At 34.7% G+C, this 23159-nt stretch carries 24 protein-coding genes and 1 other RNA gene; 7 read left to right on the top strand and 18 right to left on the bottom strand.

The features are described 5' to 3' along the window. Positions 1 to 2 precede the first annotated feature (2 nt). The 6 genes from BP18_RS11780 to add all read right to left on the bottom strand — a co-directional run bounded on the left by BP18_RS11780 (position 3) and on the right by add (position 4628). Complete coding sequence (locus tag BP18_RS11780) at positions 3 to 242, bottom strand: YaaL family protein (protein WP_007721789.1); 240 nt, start codon at positions 240 to 242, stop codon at positions 3 to 5. Between the two features lie 26 nt (positions 243 to 268). Then, on the bottom strand, positions 269 to 865 hold the full coding sequence (recR, locus tag BP18_RS11775) for a recombination mediator RecR (RefSeq protein ID WP_029277166.1): 597 nt from the start codon (positions 863 to 865) through the stop codon (positions 269 to 271). Between the two features lie 100 nt (positions 866 to 965). Then, positions 966 to 1277: a YbaB/EbfC family nucleoid-associated protein gene (locus BP18_RS11770; RefSeq protein WP_007721797.1), complete on the bottom strand. Its 312-nt coding sequence runs from the start codon at positions 1275 to 1277 to the stop codon at positions 966 to 968. Positions 1278 to 1308: 31 nt separating this feature from the next. Then, entirely contained in the window at positions 1309 to 3129 is a 1821-nt protein-coding gene (dnaX, locus tag BP18_RS11765; RefSeq protein WP_029277163.1) for a DNA polymerase III subunit gamma/tau, read from the bottom strand. Positions 3130 to 3391: 262 nt separating this feature from the next. Further along, an RNA gene (gene ffs / locus BP18_RS12490) (signal recognition particle sRNA small type) lies at positions 3392 to 3478 on the bottom strand. Positions 3479 to 3590: 112 nt separating this feature from the next. Next, positions 3591 to 4628, bottom strand: a complete 1038-nt coding sequence (gene add / locus BP18_RS11760; RefSeq protein WP_007721801.1) for an adenosine deaminase — start codon at positions 4626 to 4628, stop codon at positions 3591 to 3593. Positions 4629 to 4901: 273 nt separating this feature from the next. On the opposite strand from add, the gene BP18_RS11755 reads away from it, so the two are divergent. Both BP18_RS11755 and BP18_RS11750 read left to right on the top strand, forming a co-directional pair. Then, positions 4902 to 5648, top strand: coding sequence for an ABC transporter ATP-binding protein (locus tag BP18_RS11755; protein ID WP_029277161.1), 747 nt, complete (start codon positions 4902 to 4904; stop codon positions 5646 to 5648). Then, complete coding sequence (locus BP18_RS11750) at positions 5645 to 6394, top strand: ABC transporter permease (RefSeq protein WP_029277159.1); 750 nt, start codon at positions 5645 to 5647, stop codon at positions 6392 to 6394. The genes BP18_RS11755 and BP18_RS11750 overlap by 4 nt, the downstream gene beginning before the upstream one ends. 71 nt (positions 6395 to 6465) lie before the next feature. On the opposite strand, the gene BP18_RS11745 is transcribed toward BP18_RS11750, so the two are convergent. The 3 genes from BP18_RS11745 to BP18_RS11735 all read right to left on the bottom strand — a co-directional run bounded on the left by BP18_RS11745 (position 6466) and on the right by BP18_RS11735 (position 8611). Further along, a complete protein-coding gene (locus BP18_RS11745) occupies positions 6466 to 7440 on the bottom strand; it encodes an ABC transporter substrate-binding protein (RefSeq protein ID WP_029277157.1) in 975 nt (324 codons plus the stop codon). Beyond that, positions 7437 to 8195 carry a polysaccharide deacetylase family protein gene (locus BP18_RS11740; protein WP_029277155.1) on the bottom strand — a complete coding sequence of 253 codons (759 nt, stop codon included), beginning with the start codon at positions 8193 to 8195 and terminating at the stop codon, positions 7437 to 7439. The genes BP18_RS11745 and BP18_RS11740 overlap by 4 nt, the downstream gene beginning before the upstream one ends. Before the next feature lie 182 nt (positions 8196 to 8377). After that, positions 8378 to 8611, bottom strand: coding sequence for a hypothetical protein (locus BP18_RS11735; protein ID WP_007721810.1), 234 nt, complete (start codon positions 8609 to 8611; stop codon positions 8378 to 8380). Positions 8612 to 8838: 227 nt separating this feature from the next. Here BP18_RS11735 and alr point away from each other — a divergent pair, with 227 nt between their 5' ends. Continuing rightward, a complete protein-coding gene (gene alr / locus BP18_RS11730) occupies positions 8839 to 10011 on the top strand; it encodes an alanine racemase (RefSeq protein WP_035050662.1) in 1173 nt (390 codons plus the stop codon). Between the two features lie 101 nt (positions 10012 to 10112). Here alr and BP18_RS11725 read toward each other — a convergent pair whose 3' ends face one another. Next, positions 10113 to 12065 (bottom strand): ABC transporter ATP-binding protein/permease, encoded by a 1953-nt coding sequence (locus tag BP18_RS11725; RefSeq protein ID WP_029277152.1) that lies wholly within the window; start codon positions 12063 to 12065, stop codon positions 10113 to 10115. 265 nt (positions 12066 to 12330) lie between these two features. Here BP18_RS11725 and BP18_RS11720 point away from each other — a divergent pair, with 265 nt between their 5' ends. Both BP18_RS11720 and BP18_RS11715 read left to right on the top strand, forming a co-directional pair. Continuing rightward, positions 12331 to 13314 (top strand): biotin--[acetyl-CoA-carboxylase] ligase, encoded by a 984-nt coding sequence (locus tag BP18_RS11720; RefSeq protein ID WP_029277151.1) that lies wholly within the window; start codon positions 12331 to 12333, stop codon positions 13312 to 13314. Positions 13315 to 13326: 12 nt separating this feature from the next. Beyond that, positions 13327 to 13857 (top strand): biotin transporter BioY, encoded by a 531-nt coding sequence (locus BP18_RS11715; RefSeq protein WP_029277149.1) that lies wholly within the window; start codon positions 13327 to 13329, stop codon positions 13855 to 13857. 71 nt (positions 13858 to 13928) lie between these two features. Here BP18_RS11715 and BP18_RS11710 read toward each other — a convergent pair whose 3' ends face one another. The 6 genes from BP18_RS11710 to BP18_RS11685 form a co-directional block, all read right to left on the bottom strand. Further along, a complete protein-coding gene (locus BP18_RS11710) occupies positions 13929 to 14144 on the bottom strand; it encodes a YwbE family protein (RefSeq protein ID WP_007721821.1) in 216 nt (71 codons plus the stop codon). Positions 14145 to 14237: 93 nt separating this feature from the next. Continuing rightward, positions 14238 to 14816, bottom strand: a complete 579-nt coding sequence (gene nrdG, locus BP18_RS11705; RefSeq protein WP_407389826.1) for an anaerobic ribonucleoside-triphosphate reductase activating protein — start codon at positions 14814 to 14816, stop codon at positions 14238 to 14240. Next, positions 14785 to 16998, bottom strand: coding sequence for an anaerobic ribonucleoside-triphosphate reductase (nrdD, locus tag BP18_RS11700; protein ID WP_035050661.1), 2214 nt, complete (start codon positions 16996 to 16998; stop codon positions 14785 to 14787). Before nrdD ends, nrdG begins: the two co-directional genes overlap by 32 nt. A gap of 174 nt (positions 16999 to 17172) precedes the next feature. Then, the gene (locus BP18_RS11695; protein WP_007721826.1) at positions 17173 to 17715 is read right to left on the bottom strand and encodes a methylated-DNA--[protein]-cysteine S-methyltransferase; all 543 of its coding nucleotides are present in this window, start codon (positions 17713 to 17715) and stop codon (positions 17173 to 17175) included. 17 nt (positions 17716 to 17732) lie between these two features. After that, positions 17733 to 18701: a tocopherol cyclase family protein gene (locus tag BP18_RS11690; protein ID WP_029277143.1), complete on the bottom strand. Its 969-nt coding sequence runs from the start codon at positions 18699 to 18701 to the stop codon at positions 17733 to 17735. 127 nt (positions 18702 to 18828) lie between these two features. After that, a complete protein-coding gene (locus tag BP18_RS11685) occupies positions 18829 to 19824 on the bottom strand; it encodes a metal ABC transporter substrate-binding protein (protein ID WP_029277141.1) in 996 nt (331 codons plus the stop codon). A 344-nt stretch (positions 19825 to 20168) separates the two neighbouring features. On the opposite strand from BP18_RS11685, the gene proC reads away from it, so the two are divergent. Further along, positions 20169 to 20978 (top strand): pyrroline-5-carboxylate reductase, encoded by an 810-nt coding sequence (gene proC / locus BP18_RS11680; protein ID WP_029277139.1) that lies wholly within the window; start codon positions 20169 to 20171, stop codon positions 20976 to 20978. A gap of 156 nt (positions 20979 to 21134) precedes the next feature. Here the strand turns inward: proC and tadA are convergent, their stop codons facing one another. Beyond that, positions 21135 to 21659 carry a tRNA adenosine(34) deaminase TadA gene (gene tadA, locus BP18_RS11675; protein WP_035050659.1) on the bottom strand — a complete coding sequence of 175 codons (525 nt, stop codon included), beginning with the start codon at positions 21657 to 21659 and terminating at the stop codon, positions 21135 to 21137. 123 nt (positions 21660 to 21782) lie between these two features. Between tadA and BP18_RS11670 the strand changes: the two genes are divergently transcribed. Then, the gene (locus tag BP18_RS11670; protein WP_007725625.1) at positions 21783 to 22646 is read left to right on the top strand and encodes a helix-turn-helix domain-containing protein; all 864 of its coding nucleotides are present in this window, start codon (positions 21783 to 21785) and stop codon (positions 22644 to 22646) included. A gap of 69 nt (positions 22647 to 22715) precedes the next feature. Here BP18_RS11670 and BP18_RS11665 read toward each other — a convergent pair whose 3' ends face one another. Then, positions 22716 to 23099, bottom strand: coding sequence for a hypothetical protein (locus BP18_RS11665; RefSeq protein WP_029277135.1), 384 nt, complete (start codon positions 23097 to 23099; stop codon positions 22716 to 22718). Positions 23100 to 23159 lie beyond the last annotated feature (60 nt).

Raw genomic sequence — 23159 nt, 5'->3', positions numbered from 1 at the left:
GGTTACTTACCCGATTCTAAAGTAGATGTATCGCCTTTAATGTGTCTATTTTTGGCTTCTTTAAATAAATAAAAATACTTTGCTTCTGCTAATTTTGTTTGAGCAAATAATAAACTATCTTTCTCAATGACGGAATATTCAATTTTTTTAGCGTATTCCCATTTTCCTTTTGTCTCGGTCATTAATTTTAGCAAGGCTGCATCGTACTCTTTTCGCAATGCATATTTTTTCTTAAATAGCATTTTTCAGCCTCCCTCCTAAATCCTGTTTAAAGTTCTCTACGCCCTTCAACTGCTTTTAATAGTGTAATTTCATCGGCATATTCAATGTCACTTCCGACTGAAAGACCGTGAGCTAAACGCGTAACTTTAATTCCTGCTGGCTTAATCAATCTTGATAAATACATAGCTGTAGCTTCACCTTCAGCAGTCGCATTTGTGGCAATAATCACTTCATTAATCTCGTCAGACTGCAATCGTTTGATCAGGCTCGGTATATTGATGTCTTCAGGACCAGTACCTTCTATTGGAGAAAGAACCCCATGTAATACATGGTAAACGCCATGGTATTCGCGCATTTTTTCTAAAGCCATAACATCTTTTGGATCTTCGACAACTAAAACGATACTTCTATCACGTGATTTATCTTGGCATATTTGACAAGGGTCATCTTCTGTAATTTGACCACAAATAGAACAATAATGCAGATCTCTTTTTGCACTAATCAAAGCCTTAGCAAAATCTGTTACATCTTCTTCATGCATATCAATTGTGAAAAAAGCTAAGCGAGCTGCTGTTTTCGCCCCAATTCCAGGTAATTTCATGTAACTGTCCATTAATTTTGATATCGGTTCTGGATACTGCATAGTCATTTCCTTTCTAATCCTTTATAGCGGAATTATAGGATTCAAAAAACGGGACCCGCAAGGAATCCCATTTTCATTCATTAAATCTGATTTAAGTGGCTTAAAGACCGGGAATTCCTTTAGCGTATTTCCCCATAACTGCTTGTGTTTCTACTTCTACTTTTTCTAAAGCATCATTTGTTGCTAAAATGATCAAATCTTGCAGCATTTCAATATCATCTGGATCAACCGCTTCTGGTTTTATAGCGATATCTTTCATTTTCTTTTCACCTGTTAGGGTTACTTTTACTAAGTCCCCATTAGTTGTTCCAAAAAATTCTTTTGCATTTAAATCCTCTTGTGATTTTGCCATTTCTTTTTGCATTTTTTGCATTTGTTTCATCATACCTTGCATATTTCCCATTCCACGCATTAATTATTCATCCTTTCAATCCATTAATTTTTTAATCATTTCTTACTTCTACTACTGCTTCTCCAAATAATTCCATAGCTTCTGTCACAATCGTTTCATCTTCTTCAGGTTCCGGTAAAACCGATTCTAAACTAGCTAGGTTTTCTTGTTCGTAATTAGAAACAACTTGGGTTTCATTCTTATGAACAGAAGGAGTTGTAACTTTTTCTGCTGGGCGTTTCTTTATTAATTCTTTATTTTGCTTCAAAAACTGTTCTCGAATAACTGGCCATTGTTCTGCTGGAACACAGATCATTTGCGGTGAGTATCCCACTAAACGTCGCAAATCTTCACTGACAGCTTCAAGCAATTCTTGATCATTTGTAGCCTTTTGACACAAAATATCATATTCGAATGAAACAATCAAGCCATTAGGACTCGCTGCAACCGGCGTTGAAGCTTTCATGATAGCTCGTTGCGTTACCGAAAGCATATTCAATAAATCAGGCCAAATATCAACCAACTGAGCTAAGTTATCTTTTGTTGCTTCACTTAACACTTTGTAAATAATTGTCGTATTTGTTTTAAATTGATTATTTCCTGGTTTAGAGATTGCTTTGGGAGCTTTTTTAGTTGGCTGAGGAGCTCCGCCATTCTTGGCAAATTCTTGCAGCTGCTTTCTCATTTGAAGAAGTTCTTTTTCCATATCCGTGATCTTTTGTTGCCCAACTTGTGAATTCCCATTTGTTCCTGATTCTTCAACTGCTAATCTATCCGCTACCTTAGCAACCGTTAACTGAGTTAATTTTACCGTAGCAACTTCCAAATACACTTCTGCATGATTTGTAAATCGCATCTCTTGTTGAGTATCATTTAAAATTCCAATGACTTCATACAATTGTTGAGCTGTGATTGTCTGACTGAGCGTTTTAAATCCTTCGTCAACATTTGCGCCTTCTAATAAATCGGTCATCTGGGGAGCTTGTTGGTAAACCAATAAATCTCGACTGAACAAAATCAGGTCTTCTACAAAACGGCTGGCATCTTTTCCTTCTGCTAAGATACTTTGCAAAAGAGACAAGCCTTTTTCAGTCTTATGTTGAATAATGGTATCAAAATAATCCAAGACTAATTCTTGTGTCAAACTACCGGTAACGCTCATGGCATTTTCAGCCGTTACTGAGTCATCTCCATACGAGATAGCTTGATCTAGAATGCTTAATGCATCACGCATTCCACCCTCAGCAGCTCTAGCGATGACGGTTAAAGCCTCTTCTTGATAAGTTATTTTTTCTTGATTTAAAATATATGCCATCCGTTCACAACTATCTCGAACGCTGATACGTTTAAAATCAAATCGTTGCGTTCTTGAAATAATAGTCAATGGGATTTTATGGGGCTCTGTTGTAGCTAAAATAAACACAACATTTTTAGGGGGTTCTTCTAATGTTTTCAATAAGGCATTAAAAGCTCCAGTTGTTAACATGTGTACTTCATCAATGATGTACACTTTGTAATCTGCGCTAGTCGGAGCATATTTTGCTTTATCCCGAATATCTCGAATTTCCTCTACTCCATTATTACTGGCCGCATCAATTTCAATTACATCATTTAATTGGCCTTGGGTAATAGAGTGACATGTTTCACACTCATTACAAGGCTCCCCATCTTTTAAATTGGGGCAATTAATAGCTTTAGCAAATATCTTCGCTGCACTCGTTTTTCCTGTTCCACGAGGCCCAGTAAAAAGGTAAGCATGACTTGTTTTTTCTTGTGCTAAAGCATTTCTCAACGTTTGCGTAATAGCTTTTTGACCCGCAATGTCTTGAAACCGTTGGGGACGCCATACTCGATAAAGTGCTTGATAACTCATGCATTTCTCCCTTTCTTGAACCATTCGTCATTACTCTTTATTATACGTCATTTGAGTCCAAATTTAAACAGCTGACAAAGACTCTTTTAGTCTATTTAACTTATTCAGCTACCCACCTTAAAGTGTGGATGCTTCAAAAAAGTTTCTTCTGAGATAAATAGATTTATTAATGCTGAATTGGCTTAGATACCCTCCCAGATAACTACACCAATAGACAAAAAGAAACCACTGATTAAAAATCAGCGGTTTCTTTTTTTATTCTATGTACGTACGGCACATGACGAAACATCCTTAGTGCTGCTTCCTTCCAGATCTGACACGATTCGAAAGTTCACCATTGCCGTACGGCCTTGCGGCATTTCTTATTATAAAGGAATAATAAATAAAAAGCCAGTGTTTTTTCAAAATTAACGCAGTTCATTTGTCAAAAGACTAAATTTTTACTAGTCAGACAAAAAACCTTATATCGCCTTAACTTTATTAAAGCTATCAACATATGCATCTACTAATTGGATATATTCTACTTTTTCTTCATCAGAAATCCAAGCAATCTCAAAAGAATTTTTAACAAGCTGAACAACTTGTTCTGTTGTTAAAAAATAATTTTCAGCTACCGCATATAAGTCGTCAGAAATGTAACTCTGGAAATAAGCTGGGTCATCTGAATTGACCGTTACTTTCACTCCTTGTTCCAATAACTCAATAATTTCTTTTCCTTTCATATCTTCTACTACAAAACCATTCGATACTGGGCAGCAAGTTAGGCCGATATTATTTTCTTTCACATATTTTACATAATCTGGGTTTTCTATGATATTTGTCCCATGATCTAGTCTTTCAACCTTTGCATCGAAAAGAGCTTGGCGGATGTGTTCTATTGAATTTTCTTGATCAATATCACAATGCATTGTAAGGTGAAATCCGGCTTCTTTAGCTTTTTTAAATACATCAAAAAATTTACTTGGCGGATTGCCTCTTTCATCAGAATCTAGTCCAATCCCAGCAATTTTATCTTTGTACGGAAGTGCTTGTTCAAAAGTTTCCATTGCTGATTCAGCAGACATATCTCGTAAAAAGCACATAATCAAATCCGCACTTATCCCTAACTCAGAACTATTTTGAATAGCACGATAGTAGCCGTTAATGACATCCTTGAAGTTTATACCTCTTGAAGTATGTGCTTGAGGGTCGAAAAATAGTTCTACGCGTTTTATATGGTGTTCTTTAGCTTTTTTTAAGTATTCCCAAGCTAGTTCATAGAAGTCTTCTTCTTTTTGTAAAACATTCATTGCTGGATAATACACATTTAAGAAAGAAGACAAAGAATCAAATTGATAACTTTTTTGAACTTCTTCAATGGTTTCTTGTCCGATAGCAATTTTGTTTCTTTTTGCTAATTTCAATTTTAATTCCGGCTCTAAAGTTCCTTCTAAGTGGAGATGAAGCTCAGCTTTTGGTAAATTTTTAATGAATTCTTTTGTTGGATAGTTTTTTGTCACTCTGTGCACTCCTCTAGTTTATATTATAATTGTCTTTATTAAAAAAAACGGGATTTAAATTTAGAACTAAATCTCTTTGACAATTGAAATTATACGCCTTTTAATCAATTTATCAAGAATCAATATGTAGAAACTGGAAATAAGTAACCAAAACACGAACAATTATTCAGAATTATGCTTTTAACTTAATGATTGACTTGTTTTTAAAAGGTATTTGTATCTTGCGTCTGAAAATTTTATAATAGACCTAACTAACGAAAAGAGGGACAAAAAATGATTAAAAACGCTGTATTTGTGAATAATCTAACTTGTTCGTTCACAGATAAAATTGTGTTAGATGCACTTTCATTTGTCGTTCCAACAAACTCTACTTGTGTCATAATTGGGCCATCCGGCTGTGGTAAAACGACACTACTACATACTTTAGCGGGATTTATTAAACCTGACAGTGGCGTTTTAAGAATGAACGACGAACCCGTAACTGATTTTCCAAAACGCACTGGCATTATCTTACAAGATTATGCTCTGCTTCCATGGTGCACTGTGTTTGATAATGTAGCACTAGGACTTAAAATAAGTCATCAAAATCGAACGGTAATCAAGGAAAAAACAACCGCTCTTTTGAACGAATTAGGTATCTTAGATATCGCTCACTATTATCCTTCTCAAATCAGTGGCGGACAAAAACAACGGACTGCTATTGCTCGTAGTTTAAATTTAGAGCCTGAAATTCTTCTTTTGGATGAAGCTACTTCAGCACTAGATGCGATGACCAGAGAACAATTGCAAGAAATGATTTTAGCTCTTCATCAACTAAAAAAGACCACTCTTTTACAAGTAACTCATTCTATTGAAGAAGCTGTTTTTTTAGGAGAACAGATCATTGTAATGAAAAAAGGCGGTATACATGAAATAATCCAGAACCCTTTAGTTGGCATTAAAGCGATTCGAAAAAAATCTATTTTTTATGATATGTGCTTAACGGTAAGGGAAAGTTTAGAAAGTGGGACCAGAGGATGAATCAAAAAACAAAAATGCCTTTTGATACATTGATTGGCTTAGTTGGTTTATTTTTAATTTGGGAAGGTCTTTATTTTTTTATTAATCATCCTGTCATTCCAGAACCAATCGAAACCATTCGTTTATTTGTACACTTGTTTCCATCACTCATCCCACATATCTTCAGCAGCTTATACCGCATTTTAATGGCTATCCTTATTTCATTCCTGATTGGTATTCCTCTAGGGATTTGGATTGGAGCGAGTAAATGGGCAGACCGTCTATTATCTCCGCTAGTATATTTGATTTACCCTATTCCAAAAGTGGCTTTCTTGCCTGTTTTTATGCTTCTTTATGGATTAGGTGATGCTTCAAAGATTAGTTTAGTTGTTTGGATTATCGTCTTTCAACTCATTTTATCTGTCCGAGACGGTATTAGCCAAATTGACCGATCGTATTATCAGGTCATGCGCATGATGCATGCTAGCAAATGGCAAACGTTCATCTATTTACTTTGTCCAGCTATTATTCCCCAAATCATCAGTGGTTTACGCGTTTGTATTGGAATTGCCATAGCCTCACTTTTTTTTGCTGAAAACTATGCTACCAAATATGGGTTGGGCTATTACATCATGAATGCTTGGTCAGTCATTGATTATTCGGAAATGTTTTGTGGCATATTGGCACTTTGCTTACTTGGATTTCTATTGTTTAAACTAATTGATATTCTAGAACGGTTGCTAGTACCTTGGAAAAAAGATCAGTAGCTGTAAAAAAAGCACCACGATTTAAAAGGCGCTTCTTGTAAAAGAGGCAACTTTTAAATCGTGGTGTTTTACTACTCTTCTAACATAGAAAAGTCAGTTAAATCTTCATAGGTATATTCTTTGCTGATCATTTCTTTGACCTTTGTCCATTTTTCAATACTATCATATTGTTCTTTCGTAACAATAGCCGCTTTATTGTAGTCCTCTTCTTTATTAGTTAAATAATCTCCCATGGTTTCGGGAAAATTATAGTCCTTTAAAATAGAACTATACTCCGCTGGATCTGCGGTATTCATGTAATCGACAGCTTTGTTGTAAGCCCGATAAAAAGCAGTAATATCTGTAGATCTTTCCGCTACAGTGTCATCACTAAAGAGTATCGTCCCACCTTTGATGCCATATTCTGTCGAGCTTGCCAGTACATGAGCTCCGTTCATTTTTAGTGCTGTAGCTTGAGGTTCAGTAAAGATGACCGAGTCAATTTGATTTTCTAATAATGCTTCGTATCTTGCAGGGATAGATGGAATAGAGACAACTTCATACGTAATATTATTTTTAACAGCTATTTCATCCATAATGTATTCAAGTAATAGTTTAGGTACTAATGAAACATCTTTTCCATCCAATTGTTTTATATCTGTGATACCAGAATCTGGGGAAGACAACAATTTAAATTCTTCATTGATATCCGATGTGATGGTCAAATCAATTCCACCTTCTTTAAATGAAAGAGCCGTCATTACATCACCAATCATTCCATCAAGTTCGCCAGACTGAGCCGCTGCGTTACGATCATTTGGTGCGTTAAAAGGAGTGATTTCTACAGAAACATTTTCTTCATCAAAATAACCATTTTCTTTTGCTAGTATAATTGGAATAGCTGATTCTGCTGGCAATGTTCCAAATCGCAGAGGTTCATTTGAAAGCTCTGATTCACTGGTTTGTGCCGATTGGCTGCTCTCATTACTATTTGAGCAAGCTGCTAGTGCGAATAAAACAATCCATAAAAAGAAAACGACTACTGCTAACTTAACTAATTTTTTCATTTTTCTTGTCCTCTTTCTATAATAGCTTTAAATTCTTCTATTGAACATCCTAATGTTACCGTATCACGGTGCAACTCCAATAGTGGTGTATCTATTGTATTGGTACCCGGAGTCGTTGTGAAAGCATAATTTACATCGGCTTTCGTTAACCGTTCACTATCTTTAGCATCATAAATTCCAAACGGATAAGCAAATACATCAGGAGAATCCACATACTCCCCGCAAGCTATTAAATCTTTTTTCAAGTCTTCCATAGAAACCAGTTGCATAGCAGCTGTGCCGTCCGAATGACGGATGTGTAAATTGGTCGTATGATTAGCAAATTCAAATACATCTTTCATCTTTTCTAATTCTTTTTTACTCATAACCATTGAAACCGTTGGATCAAAAACTTTTTGTTTTTGTGATAACCACCCTAATACCACAAAACTAACCGCATGAAATTGTAAACTTTTTAAAACAGGATAAGCATATTTATGTACAGATTGAAAAGCATCATCAATTGTTATTAAAACGGATTTTTTAGGAAGTGTTGCTCCATTTTCATAAAATTTTTTTATTTCTTGGAGTGTTAAAGTGTGGTAGCCTTCACTTTTCAAATAATTCATTTGCTTTTCAAAATCATCTAAATAACTGAAAAGTACTGCTGGTAAAGCATCTTGGTAATTTTGCTCTACTGAAATAATAGATGGTTTGGTTCTATCAAATGTGTCTCGTTCGCGAAACTCATGGTACATCAAAACATTAAAACTCATACATATTCCCCTTTTCTTTGTGAAGAAAATCACTTAAAATTTTAAAAAAGCTTTTTTCACTTAAACATCATAACACTTATCTTTAGTTAAACTAACTAATTATTCGAAAAACAATCTTTTTTAATAAAAAACTAATGGCCAATAACCGAGTTTCCTCCTGTTATTACCCATTAGTTGGTTAGTCATTTTTCCTGATGCGTTTTTAAAACGGCCAAAATTTCTAAATATAAAGTTACCGCATCATAATTATCTGTATCGTATTTTTCCATTTCACCGGTCCGTATTTTAAAAATTTGATCCATTTGGTACAAAATATTCGTTAATAATTCAATTTTTTTGTGTTGCTTTAATTTCTTTGATTTAAGAATAGCTAAATAATTTTTTCGGAAATCTAGAATATTATCTATGTAACCCACCCTATCTTTTAATAATAGCAGAACACACTAATCTATTTATAAAAATGAGCACCCTATAGTTTCTCTAAGATACACTGTATAACTTTTCACTAGTATACCATGTATTTATGATTTCATTTATGCGTTCGACTATTTCTACCTATCATTCCCATATTAAAAGTACAATTTCTCACTATTAAATGGTATCATTATTAAAAATCTGATAGATAAATTTAGGAAGTGACGAAATGAAAATTGAAAGTTATAGAGAAACATGGGTAGAAATTGCTCTGGATCACTTAACAGATAATATAAAGGCTTTTAAAGGAATACTTTCACCTGAAACTGCTTTAATGGCAGTTGTAAAAGCTGATGGCTATGGTCATGGCGCTATAGAAACAGCAAAAGCAGCAATTGAAGCTGGTGCAACTTACTTGGCCGTTGCGTTCTTAGATGAAGCAATCAGTTTACGTAAAGCTGGATTCTCTACGCCTATACTAGTACTTGGCTATACTAGCCTAGATACTGAAACAATTGAAATGGCGATTGATTATGGTATCACGTTAACCATCTACTCAAAAGAAGCTGTAGAAAGCATTCAAAAACTAGCTATTCAAAAAAAGAAAGTTTGCCGTATTCATTTGAAAATTGATAGCGGAATGAACCGAATTGGCGTACGAACGGCTGAAGAAGCCTTACAAATCATTGCTGCAATTACATCAGACTATTTGGTATTCGAAGGTATTTTCACTCATTTTTCTGATGCAGATGCTATTGAATCTACATTTGTTCATGATCAATTTAACCATTTTATGAAAATTGTTTCTTCCATTCAAAAAAAGGGCCATACGATTCCCATTAAACATTGTTGCAATACTGCGGCGACCATCGCATTTCCTAAGATGCATTTAGATATGGTTCGTATCGGGATTGGCATTTATGGTTTATACCCCGAAGAACATTTGCGCACTAAAATATGCTTGAAACCAGTAATGACGTTCAAAACAAAACCGATCTTAATCAAGGAAGTTACGGCTGGTCAAACCATCAGCTATGGAAGAACGTATACAACGACAAAAAATTCGATGATTGCAACGATTCCCGTCGGATACGCAGATGGACTTTCACGGACACTATCGAATAGAGGACACATAACAGTAAACGGGCATAAAGCACCTATTGTCGGACGCGTATGTATGGATCAAACTATGGTGGACCTTACTGAAATTGATCCTGTCTACTTTAACGAAGAAATCGTTCTTTTTGGAGATCCACTAAATGGTGCTATTTCAATTGGTGAGGTTGCTGATCAAATGGGCACGATTCACTATGAAGTCGCTTGTTTAATTGGTAAAAGAGTCCCTAGAATTTACATCAATCACAATAAAATAATAACTTCTACCGAATTAATACAATCCTGACCATACTGCTATTTATAAAAAAAATAAACCTAACACGTAACTGCTTAAGCACAGTTATGCGTTAGGTTTTATTTATTAGCAGAACTTATATGTTTACTTGATTAGTCTCTTCTTAACGACTCTACTGGATCTAATTTTGCAGCTTTAGATGCAGGCATTAGACCAGCAATCATACTAATAATGATACTTAAAACTATTCCAGAAACAGCGTACATTGGCGTTAAATCAATGATAGACACATCAAAATAGTGCGTGCTTGCAGCATTAGCAATTAATGATAATCCCCAAGCGATACCGACTCCAAACATTCCACTAAATAAACCAATTAAGAAGGATTCGGATACAAAGATACGACGAATGTCTTTTTTACGTCCTCCAATAGCTTTGATTACACCAATTTCTTTTGTTCGTTCAACTACACTGATATATAAGACAGTCAATATCATGATAGCTGAAACCACTAATGAAATCCCAGCAACGCCGGCTAAAACATACGTAAAGACATCTAACATTTGACTAAATGTTTCTGCTATAGCTTCCGTTGACGATCCTTTATACCCTAAGTCTTCTACTTTAGCTTTGATAGCATCTGTCGACGCTGCATCATCGGAAACAAGGTAAGCAATATTAGGATTTAATTCTCCACCTGCTTCTTCCAACGCGTTTTTCAAATCTTCATAATTCAAGTAGATTGTGTCTAACCCTGATTCAATACCATATATTCCACTAACAGTCATGGTCAAATCAAGCGGTTTTTCATTAACAATCGTATTGATTTGAATCTCTTTTCCTACAAGGTCTTCGCCTAAAGTATCCGCCATGTTTTTAGTAATCATGACTTCTCCTTCTTCAGGAAGTCCACCTTCTGCTATATCTGCGCTCGTAATCATAGAAGAAATAGTCGTTACACTCATAAACTGACCAGAATTTTCATTATACGTAGCTTTATTGGTCCCAATTGAAAAATTAGTAAAGCCTTCTTCAACAGATTCCACATGCTCAATTCCAGCCAACTCATCAATGTTTTCCGTTTCAAATGAAGCTGAACTAGACAATAGAGGGTTCTGGTTTTGCAATTCATTTATGTCTGTTTCATTTCCCGTTTCTTCATCTGGCATATGAACTTCACTGACTAAGGGGTTTACTTGACTGTTCATCGTATCCGTTAAATAGGAATTCACACCACTTCCTAAAGACAACATCAAAATGACACTCATGATTCCTATACTTCCACCTAAAGCAATCAAAATATTGCGCGATAATTTTTCTCTCATATTTAGAAGTGCTAGCTTAGCGGATCCCAGTAAGCTCAAATTTTTATTACGATTGGGTTTCGCTGTTTTGTATTTGTTATCTGTAACTGTAAGAGCCTTGCCCATCTGATCATTGATTACTCGCCCATCATCGATTGTCACAACTCGACTAGAATAAGCTGCTACCTTTTCTGAATGGGTAACCATGATGACAAGTTTGCCATTCTCTGCGATTTCTTTGATCATTTCTAAGACTTGATTGGTTGTTTCTGAATCCAAAGCTCCTGTAGGTTCATCTGCAATAATAATATCCGGATCATTTACTAACGCACGAGCAATTGCTACACGTTGCTTTTGACCTCCTGAAATAGCATCCGGTTTCTTATGCAACTGGTCTTGCAGCCCGACTACACCTAAAATTTCTTTTGCTCTTTTTTCTCGATCTGACTTTGAAACATTAGATAAGGTCATTGCCAACGTCACATTATCCAAAACCGATAGATGTGAAATCAGGTTAAAGCTTTGAAAAACAAACCCCACTTTTTCTTTATGGTATTCCACTAAATTCTTTTCAGAGTAATCTCTGATATTCTCTCCATCAACAAGAATTTCACCTTGAAAATCTGAATCTAGTCCTCCCATAAGATTCATTAGTGTTGATTTTCCACTACCTGATTCTCCAATAATAGATACTAATTCGCCTTTTTCAAATGACAAATTAATGTCTTTCAAAGCTTGAAATGTTTCTCCACCGCTAATTTTATACGATTTATTTACTTTTTTTAATTCCATTACTGACATTTTTATGCTCCTTCAAATCTATCTGACATTGTTTTTTGGATAATAGACTAATGTTACTACTTTTCTTTTGATTTAACAATGATTATACCTAGTGTTTTATTGCACATACTTGAACCTACTCTTTTGACAGCCGATCTGCTAGCCACTATTTTTTTACATTTTGACTAACAATAGAATAGCATGCTCCCTAATTGTTACCTTAAAATAAAAAAATGGTTTACAATTAAAGCAATTCCTTTTATACTAAAAAAAACGAGGTGAATGAATGTCTACAAAATTACGCATCTTAGCTCTATTAGAACAACAAAACGGAAAAAGTATTTCAGGACAGACTTTAGCAGATGCTTTATCTCTTTCTAGAACATCTGTCTGGAAAGGAATCAAAGCTTTACAAGAAGAAGGGTATATCATTGAAGCTGTCACAAATAAAGGGTACCGACTTTCTTCAAAATCAGATATTCTTTCGATTGAAACCATCCGACTATACCTACAACCAACACTGCAGTCTTTTCCTATTTATGCCTTTAAAACAATTGATTCTACAAATAATGAAGCCAGAAAAATTGCCATAAAAGATTCCATAAACCAAGGGCTTGTTCTCTCTGAAGAACAAACAAAAGGACGCGGACGAATGGGCAAAACATTTTATTCTCCTAATCAAACTGGTGTTTATATGAGCTTTTTCCTAAAACCAAATTTAGATATGGCTGATGCTCCATTAGTCACTACTGCGACAGCTGTAGCAGTCTGTTTAGCCATTGAAAAACTAACCGCTAAAAAGCCGCAAATCAAGTGGGTAAATGACATTTACCTTGATGGGACGAAAATATGTGGAATTTTAACTGAAGCTGTATCTGATTTTGAAAGTGGCAAAATAGAAACCTTAATTGTTGGCATAGGCTTGAATGTCAAAGAACCCTTGACTGGTTTTCCAGCTGAACTAGACACTATTGCGGGTTCACTAATATCCTCTAAAGAAACAGAAAACATTAACCGAAATCGTTTAATAGCTGAAATTGCAAATCAATTTGATGGTCTCTATCAAACGATTGAAGAACGTTCTTTTTTAGAAGATTATAAGAAACGCTGTTTTGTGATTGGGAAAAAAATTACTTTTAAAGAACGTAAACAAGAGTTTGAAGCCATTCCAATTGATATTGATCCTCAAGGAGGACTCGTGGTCCAAATGGCTGACGGTCAGAAACGAATACTATCTTATGGCGAAATCAGCATCAAAAAGCCATTTTAAAAGGAGATTATTATGTCAAAATTAACCACGCGAGAAGTAACACTTTCTAGTCTTATGGCAGCTTTGACCTTGATCAGCGGTTACATCAGTTTGCCTTTTGGGCCCGTTCCTTTTACATTGCAAACACTCTTTGTTTTGTTAACTGGGCTTTTGTTACAAAAAAGAGCGGCTTTTCTTGCCCAGAGTCTGCACTTGTTATTAATCCTAATTTTCAAAGGTTTCCAATCATTTTTAAGTCCTAGTTTTGGCTTTGTACTTGGCTTTATTGTGGGGGCTTATCTGATGGCAAGATTTCTAGAAAATAGACCTTTCTCAATAAAGTCTGCCACAGTAGCTCTTTTGATAGGTTCTAGCATTTTTTATCTTTTAGGATTGCCATATATGGCTTTCATCTTAAATGGTTACCTTGATTTAAATCTGGCTAACAGTCTTATTTTAAAAACCGGATTCTTATTATTTATACCAGGTGATATCGTTAAAGCTATTTTTGCTTTTTTGATCAGTGCCCGTCTTCAATATGTAGTAAAAAGAGTGTCTAACTAAGGTTGAACATTTTGACAATTACAAAGTAAAGAGGCTGGAACTTTCGTTCCAGCCTCTTTACTTTAAAAATTTTATTTTAACTTTGTTTCATCCGTTAAAATCTTTTGTACACGACCAACTTGGTCTCCTTCTTTTAACATGACTTTGATTCCATGTGGATGCTGACCACTGTTAGTCAATATACGTTTCACATGACCTCTAGTTAGTTTATTGGTTCGTTGATCTTTTTTTAAAACAATATCTACTAATGCATCAATTTTAATATTTGCTCTTGTCTTTCCATCCATCATATCCGCTCCTTTATTTATTTGTAGTGTAGCATATTTTATTCTCTTCATGCTACTTGCGGATAAAACAGTTCGCTTAATTATTCTTATTTGTTAATGAAAAGGATTTTCCCACAATACAACTTTTCCATGTCGCAATGACGCTTGGACATCAATAATGCGCTGATTTGAACTCCCTCTAAACTGAAGCGTTAAATCTTTTTTAGCTAATTCAAATCGCCCATCTACAACGACATCGATTAATGATAGCAATTCCAGTTTATCATCCGATTCTTGCATCAATTCTTCCCACGTATAGCCAGTCCAAGACCAAATATCTTTGGTCTCATTGTATTCCGAGCGAATACGTTTAGCTAAAGGAATTGCAACTTGTGTATTCAAAAAAGGTTCTCCACCCAGTAGTGTCAGTCCTTGAACATAAGAATGACTTAAATCGGCAATAATTGTGTCTTCTAGTTCTATAGTATACTCCACTCCATATGAAAAATTTTGAGCTATTTTATTGTAACACCCTTTGCAGGCAAATAAACATCCGCTCATATAAAGGCTGCATCTTACCCCTTCTCCATCTACAAAATTAAACGGTTTGTAATCTGCAATTCGGCCTTGACTATAATCCGCAGCAAGCCATTCTTTTGGTTTAGGATTTCTCATATAATACTTCCTCCCCATTGGCTGACATATGTTTGACCCGAGCTGATATTTCTTTATGTCTTCCATTCACCATTGGTCTAGCTTGAGGATTTCCTAGATATCCGCACGTTCTTTTCACAACATCACAGCTGTTTGGATCAGTATTTCCACATTCTGGACACTTGAATCCTCGCTCAGTCGGATCAAAGTCTCCTTCAAATCCACATTTGTAACACTGATCGATTGGTGTATTGGTCCCCAAGTATCCGATTCGATCATATGCAAAATCCCACACAGCTTCTAAAGCTTTAGGATTCTGCTGCATATTTGGATACTCACAGTAATGGATAAAGCCACCAGAAGTATACTCTGGATAAGCTTTTTCAAATTCTATTTTTTCAAACGGTGTTGGTTTTTTTCGCACATCATAATGAAAACTATTTGTGTAATATTCTTTATCCGTAATGTCTGTCAACACGCCAAATTTCTTTGTGTCTAAGCGACAAAACCGATCCGTTAGACTTTCGCTAGGAGTCGAATACACACTAAAATGATAGCCATACTTTTCTCCCCACTGATCTGTATGTTGTTTCATTTTACTCAAGATATCCACTGTAAATGCCTTGGCAGTTTCATTTTTTTCCCACTCTGGTCCAAAAAAGACTGTCGCAGCTTCATAAAGTCCAATATAGCCTAAAGAGATCGTCGACCGTTTATTTTTAAAGAGATCATCTACACTATCTCCTTTTTTTAGTCGTTTTCCAAAAGCACCATACTCATATAAAATAGGAGCATTTTCTGGTAATGCGTCTTTTGTCCTTTGAACACGATAAACTAAAGCATCGTGACAAACTTTTAATCGTTCTTCAAATAGCTCCCAAAACATGGTTTGGTTTCCTTTAGATTCAATTGCCACACGAGGCAAATTAAGTGTGACCACACCTAAATTCATTCTTCCAGAGTTCACTTCTTGGCCATGTTCATCTTTCCATCCTTGTAAAAAAGAACGACACCCCATTGGTGCTTTAAAACTGCCCGTTAACTCAATAACTTTATCGTACATTAAAACATCAGGATACATTCTTTTGGTTGAACAAGTAAGGGCTAATTTTTTTATATCATAATTTTGATCTTCAGGATCCAAATTAACCCCTCGTTTAAGAGTAAAAACAAGTTTTGGAAAAATGGCTGTTCTCTTTTCTTTTCCCAATCCATTGATGCGAACTAATAGTATAGAACGTTGAATTTCTTGTTCAAACCAATCCATTCCTAATCCAAATCCTAACGTGGTAAAAGGCGTTTGTCCTTGGGAGGAATAAAGAGTATTGATTTCGTATTCTAAGCCCTGCATAGCATCATAAATATCTTTCTTTGTTTTTTCACGTGCATATTGTTTTTGTTTTTCTTCTCCTGTGACCCATTCGCTAGCAGTCTGCAAATGTTTTTGATAATTCAAACGACTATAAGGAGCTAATACTTCATCAATTCGATCTGCGCTGCATCCTCCATACTGACTAGAAGCCACATTAGCAATAATTTGTGCCATTTGAGCAGCCGCTGTTTGAATAGATCGTGGACTTTCTACCTCTGCATTCCCTATTTTAAAACCTTCTTTAAACATGCTTTTAAAATCAATCAAACAACAATTTGTCATTGGAGCATACGGTTGGTAGTCTAGGTCATGATAATGGATATCTCCTTTTTGGTGCGCATTAGCAACATGCTTTGGTAGCATTTTAAGTCCAATCGATTTTGCAACTACTCCGGCAGTTAAATCTCTTTGAGTATTGAATACGTTGCTATCCTTATTCGCATTTTCATTTACTACAGTCTGTTCTTTACGTAAAAGACCATGGATAGCATAGTTTATATCTGTTGCTTGACTTCTTTCCAAATCGCGGCGGGTTCTATAAACTAAGTAGGCTTCTGCTAATTCATGTTTATGCGCATCTATTAGAACATGTTCTACGATACTTTGAATCTCATAAATTTTAATATTGCTGACAAATCGTTGGGCTATTTCCTTTTTTATTACTTCGACAATCTCTTTAAGTTCCTGAATACTTTTTTCATCTGTTTCTTTTATTAATGAACGTTGGGCTTTTAATAAAGCTTCAAAGATTTTTTCTTCTTTAAACTCAACTTCTCGTCCATCTCTTTTCATTACTTTTATTTTAAGATTGTTTGAACTTTCACAAAAACTATCATGGTTTATTTTCATTTCCTATCGCCACCCTATCTATTCCTTTAAAGCACTATATATAGTCGCTAAATAAATTATATAGCTATATATAGTATAAACACAATCTGACATTTCGTCCATCACTTTTATTATTATTCAACTAAATACAAATAGATCATGCTTCGATTCAAGCATGATCTATTTGTATTTAGTTTAGTTCACTTTTTTCTTAGCACACTTCCTGTGGGTTTTTTCTAATTGTAATAATGTTTCTTTCATAGCTAACTTTCCTCGATAACCGGCTAACTTCCCATTTTTATGAATGACCCGGTGGCAAGGTACAACAATTAATAAAGGATTTTTGCCAATTGCAGTTCCTACTGCCCGAAAAGAACCAGGCTGTCCGATTTCTACTGCAATTTCGCCATACGATTTGGTTTGTCCATAAGGAATAGCGTTTAAAGCTTTCCATACCTTTTGTTGAAATAGCGTCCCATTAACATCTATAGGCAGCGTAAAAGTAGTCCTAGAACTGTTAAAATAATCTAAAAATTGTTGATGATAAAGCTGTAATCCAGCTTTATTTTCTACTAAAACTGCTTTTGGAAATAATTTTCCCACTCCATCTTCAAGTTCTCTTAGTGACTCATTTAGAGAGCCTACAAAACAAAGCCCCTTCTCTGTTGCCGCTAGATAAAGTGTCCCTACATCATAGTCAAAAGAACCATACATTACGTTCTGGTCAAGATTCCCCATTTTCTCACCTCATTAACCTAAGCTTCTACTATTTCAATACCTGCTAATTTGCTTACATCTTGGTAGATTGTCTGTTTTTTCTTATCTTTCAAAAGAATGTCGATTTCTCCAGATAAACCTTCTTTAATTGCTTTATTCATACTTCCATTTTTAGGAGCGATTAGTTTACCAGAACTTGTAATCATTCCCTGAATCGTCAATTCTACTTCTTTGTTTTTAAGTACGATCAGCGCTGTATCTTTCGTTTGACTCACTATCTTAGCTGTACTGCCATTATAAGTTGCAAATCGATACTCTTTATCGTTCACTATGAGGTTGCAAATAAAGCCTTTAAAAGTAGTCACATGAAACGGAATATGTGCAATTGAAAAGAAGAGACTAGTATTCTCATTTTTAAAATGATTAGAATGGATCCAAATGTATTCTTTCGGAAATGAAGTGCCCCAATCTTTTTCAATATACCCTTTGCCATTCGTAAATTCAACTTCTCTATTATTGATTGTTAAAGTCCCTTGCAAGCGATGGTTCATACTAATGACACCATGGTAACATTCCATTTTAGGAATATATGCAAACACTCCCATGATTGATGGAGACAGACTAGACGTTTTTATCTGTTGAAAAGTACCTAATCCTATTTTCCCTTGAATCGTAAATTGCTCATCTTTCAGATAGATAGAAACAAACGATTCCGTAAAAATAGTTTGTCCAATTTGAACTAAGAACGGATGATCTTGGTAACTAAATTCATCTAACCGATAACGAATATAACCGGTTTTTGTCGTTTTTTCATTTTGCTCATTTAGTGTGACATAAATGTATTGGATGAAACTATGCTCGTCCCCTTTGAATAAATTCACGCCAGGAATAAAACTAATACTGGTCTTTTTATCAACTGAAACGTGCTTATAGTACCACCCTTCAAAATAATTATTTTTAGTTAAATCTCCTTGAAATAGAATTGGATTTTTTATCTTATCAAACATTTAGCTGTCCCTCCCTGCTACCATTTCTTTTGTTCTACAAATGGTGTAAGACGTGTCTTCATCTTACTTTATTCGATAAAAGATAGCTAATAAATTGTTATTTTACAGGATAATTTCTCTGGCTTTTTTAACGGATGCTTTTCTTTAATGATTCTAAATTATTTTTCATAACTTTGATATAATCTACTCCAGCGTCTTGATCTGCTTGACTAACTCCTTCTAAAGGACTTAATAACGCTAACTCAACACCAACTTCATTTGCCAACGTTTCAGCGATTTTAGAAGAACTGTTGTCTTCAAAGTAAATATACTCCATTCCTTCTTGATCGACTAATTGGGATAATTCAGCTAATTTAGCTGGACTAGGTTCTTCTTCAGATGACAAACCTGCTATTGCTACTTGATTCAAATCATATTGTTGAGCTAAATATGCAAAAGCTGCATGTTGTGTGACAAATGTTCGGTTCTCTGCCTCTTTAAAAGCTTCTTTATATTCTTGATTTAATGCTTCCAATTTTTGATTATACGTATCAGCATTAACTTCATAATTTTCCTCGTTTTCAGGATCAGCTTCAATTAGACCTGCTTTTATAGTGTTCACTTCTTCTTGAGCAAGGACCGGATCTAACCAAATATGCGGATCAATCGTATGACCGTGCTCTTCTTCATGATCATGCTCATGAACTGCGTGCTCGTGGTCTGAATCGTGGTGCTCTTCAACGGCTTCATTTTCAATAAGAGCAATACCTTCACTAGCATCAATAACGAGGACTTCAGTTAAATCAATAGTATCCAATAAGGAAGGAACCCATGTTTCCATCTCCTCACTATTATAAATAAAGACATCTGCTTCTTGAATCTCCGCAACATCTTTCGCACTAGGCTCAAAATCATGGACTTCAGTTCCAGCAGGTAAAAGTAAAGATACTTCAGCCAAATCTTGGGTCACATTCTTTGTAAAATCATACATGGGATAAAACGTCGTCACTACTTTTATTGTCTCTTCTGTATGACTATTATCTGATGATGGATCAGCTTGCTCTGCTGCTCCACATCCACTCATGAACACTCCTACTCCTGTTATAGATAACCCTATCGTTAATAATTTACTTGTTTTCATCATCAATAATCCTCCTGTAAAAAAATAGTGCACTATTAAATAAACTCGTATGTATTCAATTAATTTTATTCATACGTTACAAATCGTAATGGTTACGTTTTATATATTACAGGATTTTATTTATCTATGCAAACTTTATTTTAAATACCAATTTAAGTGTACTATTTGATTGACTTCTAAAATTAAGCATGGTAAATTATTAAAGCATTATTCAAATCGTAGTGGTTACGTTTTGCATCAAGCTCCGTTTTCTTCTAATCAATCTTATCGATAACTAATGCTTTTTAATTTTGGCTGTTAAGTTATGGTAAAATAAATAGATAAAAAGAAAATTAGGAGTGTTCATCATGAAAGTAGGATTCATTGGAATTGGAAATATGGCTAGTGCCATTATAGAAGGTATGATTCAAAACGGTCATACTTCTCCTCAAGATATTTATGTTCACAATACAACCAAAGAGAAATTATCTCTTTTCACTTCAGAAACGGGTACTCAAGCTTGTTCTTCGAATAAAGAATTGGTTGGAAAAGTTGACGTTTTAGTACTAGCCGCTAAACCAAATGTATTTCCAACTATTTTAGCAGAAATTAAAGATGAAATTGCTATTCATCAACCTCTAGTTGTCTCTATTGCTGCTGGAACATCTCTTCAAAAACTATCAGATTTATTAACAAACGGTAATGAAACAGCTATTATTCGAGTGATGCCTAATCTAAATTCACAAATTGGAGAAGGAATGACAGCTATATGTGGTAACGGCTATATTACTTCTCAACAAAAAGAATTTATTCTTACTATGTTTAAAGCGATTGGTGAAGTTGTTGAATTACCTGAAAAAGATTTTAGTACATTTACAGCAATTGCCGGCAGTTCTCCTGCTTTTGTCTTTTTATTTATTGATTCATTAGCCAGAGCGGCTGTTAGAAATGGTATGTCTAAAGAAGTCGCTACCAGAATTGCTGCTCAAGCTGTTCTTGGAAGCGGGAAACTTGTACTGGAAAGTAAAGAAACCCCATGGAACTTGATAGATCAAGTTTCTTCACCAGGTGGCACAACTGTTGAAGGAATCCTAGCGCTAGAAGATGCTGGTTTTAGTTCTTCCGTTACAAAAGCTGTACAAGCAGTGATTGATAAAGATCAAGAAATGATGCGCTAGTACTCTCTTCTCTATTTGAAATACAAATAAGACTAAAAAACCTTCAATAAGTGAATCACTGAAGGTTTTTTAGTCTAGTTTTTACGTATACTCGTCATAATCTTGGAAACAGTTTTAGATAAACCCCTGTGAAGAGTTCCCTTGTTTAATACTTTGCTATCCTTGGTCGTTGTCTTCTTTTAATTTAATAGCCTTTCTTTGGGCTTTTTCTTCTTTTTTACGCTTTCGTAACTCTCTAAAAAAATTGCTTAATAAATCACTACATTCTTCCTCTAAAAGCCCTTTTTCTATTTGTACTTGGTGATTAAAACGGTTATCATCAAGCAAATTCATCAATGTTCCCGCCGTCCCACCTTTAGGATCACTCGCTCCATAATATAATTCATTTATCCGAGATAAAATCATTGCTCCACTACACATAGGACAAGGTTCTAAGGTCACAAATAACTGCGTTTCTTCTAATCGCCAATTTCCTAAATAGCGATTTGCTTCTTGGATAGCTAGCATCTCAGCATGAGTTGTTGCATCATTTGATTCTTCTCTAATATTGTGACCACGACCAATGATTTTCCCATTTAATACAACGACAGCACCGATAGGAACTTCTAATTTTTCCTTCGCCTTGTGAGCTTCTTTGATTGCTTCTTGCATAAAGTATGTTTTTTCTTCAATAGTTAACATCTGCCCAATCCTTTGCCTGTTCTTTTCTTTATCATAGCATAATTTATCTACATAATTGTGAAAATAATGATAGAATAACAATAGACACTAAATGTAACGGTTTCCATTTAAAGGAGTGCTTTTATGAATTTCAATCAATTAAAATCTATCTATCCCTCTACTTTTTTAACAGATGATATAAAAAATGATCCGGCTTACTTAACCTTTCCTTATCAAGATCAATGGATTCATTTTGATAAAAAGCAGTTAACCGCATCAGAAAAAGAATTACTTACTCTCCTTTTTAATAAAGATACCACTGGTCAAAATGCAGAAATACCCCAATCGAAATGGCAGAAGTTTTTAATTGAAAACAATCCTTCTCCTCCTATTGAAGTAGGTGTCTATCGTGTTATTCAATTTGAGATCAATAAAAAAGACACTCGTTTTGATAAGAACCTTTGGCTTAGTTCATTTAAAAGTTTTTTTGAAGATGTACAAGAGGCTTTCTTTGTTAACGACCATTATGGCTTATTAATTCATCGTTATTCAGGTTACTCGATAACACAAGATGAAACGACTGGGTTCTTACAAACGATAGACGATGATTTTTCAACTAAAACAACTGGTTACATTGGTCAATATTGGGACATTTCTTTACATTTCAAAAAACTTTTTCAAGAGGAACAAACAATCTTTTTTAATCAGTTGAAAAAAAACAAACAAGTTTTTTCCTTGTCTGATGTGGCATTGAACTATTATGCTTCAGAAGCTCTAACAAAAAGTCCGATTATCCAACAATTAAAAAAAGATTTAGCTTCTCACCCGGAAATAAAAGAATTAATTGCCGCAATATGGCTGAATCAAGGAAACATTAGCTTAGCCGCTAAGCAGCTTTATATTCACCGAAATACTTTACAATATCGCTTGGACCGTTTTTTTGATGACTCTGGTCTTTCATTAAAGAATAGAAATGATTTACTTCTTTGCTACTTATTAACCCTTTAAAAAATGAGCTGCCGTTAAAAATTTAACGGCAGCTCATTTTTATTTGCTTACTAGTGGTCGCAAAAAGATTTATTTTCTTAATTTATGTTTCATCTCTTTTTTATGATGTTTTAGTTCGTGTTTCAAATCATGTTTTTTATCCATAAAAGCATCTTTAAAATCATTTGTAGTTTCTTTGAAGTGCTCGCCATAAGAACTTACACTGCCTCTTAAATCTGAAACTTTATCTACAACACTTAATAGATTAGCTACTTCTATATCAGATAAATCATCAACAACACTCATTGCATTTTCGTTACCTTTTAATTTTTCTTTTACAAAATATCTTGCTCTTTTACGATTAATTTTTGACTCGATTTTTTCCACTGCCATATTTGAAGAAGAAACAACAATCGCTCCTAATGCAAAGACCGTTCCAAAACCTATTAATAAAGCTTTAGTTGAATTTTTCATATTGATTCACTTTCCCTTCATCTATTTCTTTCTTATTATCATAGCAGAAAGAAATTTTAA

Source organism: Carnobacterium jeotgali MS3 (genome assembly GCF_000745125.1).
GTDB classification, from domain to species: domain Bacteria; phylum Bacillota; class Bacilli; order Lactobacillales; family Carnobacteriaceae; genus Carnobacterium_B; species Carnobacterium_B jeotgali.
Note: the sequence above shows the minus strand (reverse complement) of the source record. Positions and strands in the feature narration are given on the sequence as shown.

Bases quoted from the DNA above. Each gene is read 5' to 3' on its own strand.
- BP18_RS11740 (WP_029277155.1), bottom strand. From the start codon at position 8,195: ATGAGTTTTAATGTTTTGATGTACCATGAGTTTCGCGAACGAGACACA.
- nrdD (WP_035050661.1), bottom strand. From the start codon at position 16,998: ATGAAAATAAACCATGATAGTTTTTGTGAAAGTTCAAACAATCTTAAA.
- BP18_RS11695 (WP_007721826.1), bottom strand. From the start codon at position 17,715: ATGGGGAATCTTGACCAGAACGTAATGTATGGTTCTTTTGACTATGAT.
- BP18_RS11750 (WP_029277159.1), top strand. From the start codon at position 5,645: ATGAATCAAAAAACAAAAATGCCTTTTGATACATTGATTGGCTTAGTT.
- BP18_RS11685 (WP_029277141.1), bottom strand. From the start codon at position 19,824: ATGATGAAAACAAGTAAATTATTAACGATAGGGTTATCTATAACAGGA.
- BP18_RS11745 (WP_029277157.1), bottom strand. From the start codon at position 7,440: ATGAAAAAATTAGTTAAGTTAGCAGTAGTCGTTTTCTTTTTATGGATT.
- BP18_RS11770 (WP_007721797.1), bottom strand. From the start codon at position 1,277: ATGCGTGGAATGGGAAATATGCAAGGTATGATGAAACAAATGCAAAAA.
- BP18_RS11725 (WP_029277152.1), bottom strand. From the start codon at position 12,065: ATGTCAGTAATGGAATTAAAAAAAGTAAATAAATCGTATAAAATTAGC.
- alr (WP_035050662.1), top strand. From the start codon at position 8,839: ATGAAAATTGAAAGTTATAGAGAAACATGGGTAGAAATTGCTCTGGAT.
- BP18_RS11710 (WP_007721821.1), bottom strand. From the start codon at position 14,144: ATGGATGGAAAGACAAGAGCAAATATTAAAATTGATGCATTAGTAGAT.
- BP18_RS11755 (WP_029277161.1), top strand. From the start codon at position 4,902: ATGATTAAAAACGCTGTATTTGTGAATAATCTAACTTGTTCGTTCACA.
- recR (WP_029277166.1), bottom strand. From the start codon at position 865: ATGCAGTATCCAGAACCGATATCAAAATTAATGGACAGTTACATGAAA.
- BP18_RS11665 (WP_029277135.1), bottom strand. From the start codon at position 23,099: ATGAAAAATTCAACTAAAGCTTTATTAATAGGTTTTGGAACGGTCTTT.
- BP18_RS11690 (WP_029277143.1), bottom strand. From the start codon at position 18,701: ATGTTTGATAAGATAAAAAATCCAATTCTATTTCAAGGAGATTTAACT.
- tadA (WP_035050659.1), bottom strand. From the start codon at position 21,659: ATGTTAACTATTGAAGAAAAAACATACTTTATGCAAGAAGCAATCAAA.
- dnaX (WP_029277163.1), bottom strand. From the start codon at position 3,129: ATGAGTTATCAAGCACTTTATCGAGTATGGCGTCCCCAACGGTTTCAA.
- BP18_RS11670 (WP_007725625.1), top strand. From the start codon at position 21,783: ATGAATTTCAATCAATTAAAATCTATCTATCCCTCTACTTTTTTAACA.
- BP18_RS11720 (WP_029277151.1), top strand. From the start codon at position 12,331: ATGTCTACAAAATTACGCATCTTAGCTCTATTAGAACAACAAAACGGA.
- nrdG (WP_407389826.1), bottom strand. From the start codon at position 14,816: ATGGGGAGGAAGTATTATATGAGAAATCCTAAACCAAAAGAATGGCTT.
- BP18_RS11715 (WP_029277149.1), top strand. From the start codon at position 13,327: ATGTCAAAATTAACCACGCGAGAAGTAACACTTTCTAGTCTTATGGCA.
- BP18_RS11780 (WP_007721789.1), bottom strand. From the start codon at position 242: ATGCTATTTAAGAAAAAATATGCATTGCGAAAAGAGTACGATGCAGCC.
- proC (WP_029277139.1), top strand. From the start codon at position 20,169: ATGAAAGTAGGATTCATTGGAATTGGAAATATGGCTAGTGCCATTATA.